This is a genomic window from Roseomonas sp. TAS13 (genome assembly GCF_001950415.1).
Taxonomy (GTDB): Bacteria; Pseudomonadota; Alphaproteobacteria; order Acetobacterales; family Acetobacteraceae; genus Roseomonas; species Roseomonas mucosa.
On the sequence record NZ_BDLP01000687.1, the window covers coordinates 1 to 1,104 of the forward strand.

The following is a 1,104-nucleotide window of genomic DNA, read 5'->3' on the forward strand; positions in this document are numbered from 1 at the left end:
CGCTCAACAACTCCATGTCGATCACTCCGATAACCCCGACCATCCGGCCGGGGAGGTGAACAGACACGGGTCATTTCTCGGCGAAAACTTCGGCTCCTACAGGGTCAGCTCTCAGTGCAAATCAACAGCGCATGCCTCCATACCCCCCACGGCGTCGCAGCTCGCCGCGCACTCCTCGCAGATCTCTGCACACTCACGGCAGGTATGCTTATGATGGTGGGTGCCGATCAGCATCATGTTCGCCGAGGTCTGGCAAATCTCGGCGCATGCCATCATGAGCTTAAAGTGGGCCGGTTCGACATGTTGGCCGCCGACCTCTAAGCAATGGTTCATGGCCATGCTCAGGCAGGTGCTGTGGCAGCGCAGGCATTCCTCGATGCAGGCCTGCATTTCGGTGGACATGTGGTGCATAGCGGTTCTCCGAGGACAATGGCGCCTCAATGAGACAGCGAAGGCGGCGTTGGTGGGTTTCGCTGTCGACGGCCGGTGCTCGGTCAGGCTGGCAGCTGGCACCGGCCCGTCTCTCAATCGAGCCTTAGCGGCCAGCTCAGGGTGTGCTGCATGTCTATGACGACGCGGAACGCGGGCGACTTCCCGGCAAATGCAGTGATCCAGCGCAGGATTTCAGAACGTCCATGCAGACTCGTGAGACCCTACGAATGTTACGCCTGGGGTGTGGGCGTAATGCTCACGAAGGACATTGAACAAGGCAACTAAGCTGAAGCCTATGGAGTGCTCGTGCATCGCTAGTGTCTCCGCCGATCCCTGCCATCGGCGCCGACCCGCCTTGACCTCGATCAAGTCGCCGTTCTCGGGCGCAGCGCGGCCTGTCCAGCCATCCTGGTCAATGCCGGGCCCACATCCGGTCAGCTCCACCGCCGAATAGGATGACCTCGTAGGGCGTCCCCGGGATGTCCATGCCCGGTGAGGAGGGCGGCATCCCCGGCGCGGCAAGTCCCTTGGCGCGCGGGCGCTCCGCCAGCAGGCGGCGGACATCGGAGGCAGGGACGTGGCCTTCCACGACGTAGCCGCCGACCGTGGCCGTGTGGCAGGACTGGAGCTTGTCCGGCACGCCGTTGACCGCCTTCACCGCCTGCAGGTCCG

The 1,104-nt window shown here is 63.1% G+C and carries 2 protein-coding genes; both read right to left on the minus strand.

All coding sequences use genetic code 11. The annotated features are described in order from the left end of the window. Positions 1–111: 111 nt before the first annotated feature. A complete protein-coding gene (locus ROTAS13_RS24845) occupies positions 112–411 on the minus strand; it encodes a four-helix bundle copper-binding protein (RefSeq protein ID WP_075823694.1) in 300 nt (99 codons plus the stop codon). A gap of 433 nt (positions 412–844) precedes the next feature. Beyond that, a partial coding sequence (locus ROTAS13_RS24850; RefSeq protein WP_171979246.1) for a DUF411 domain-containing protein occupies positions 845–1,104 on the minus strand: 260 nt, incomplete at its 5' end.

Bases quoted from the DNA above. Each gene is read 5' to 3' on its own strand.
- ROTAS13_RS24845 (WP_075823694.1), bottom strand. From the start codon at position 411: ATGCACCACATGTCCACCGAAATGCAGGCCTGCATCGAGGAATGCCTG.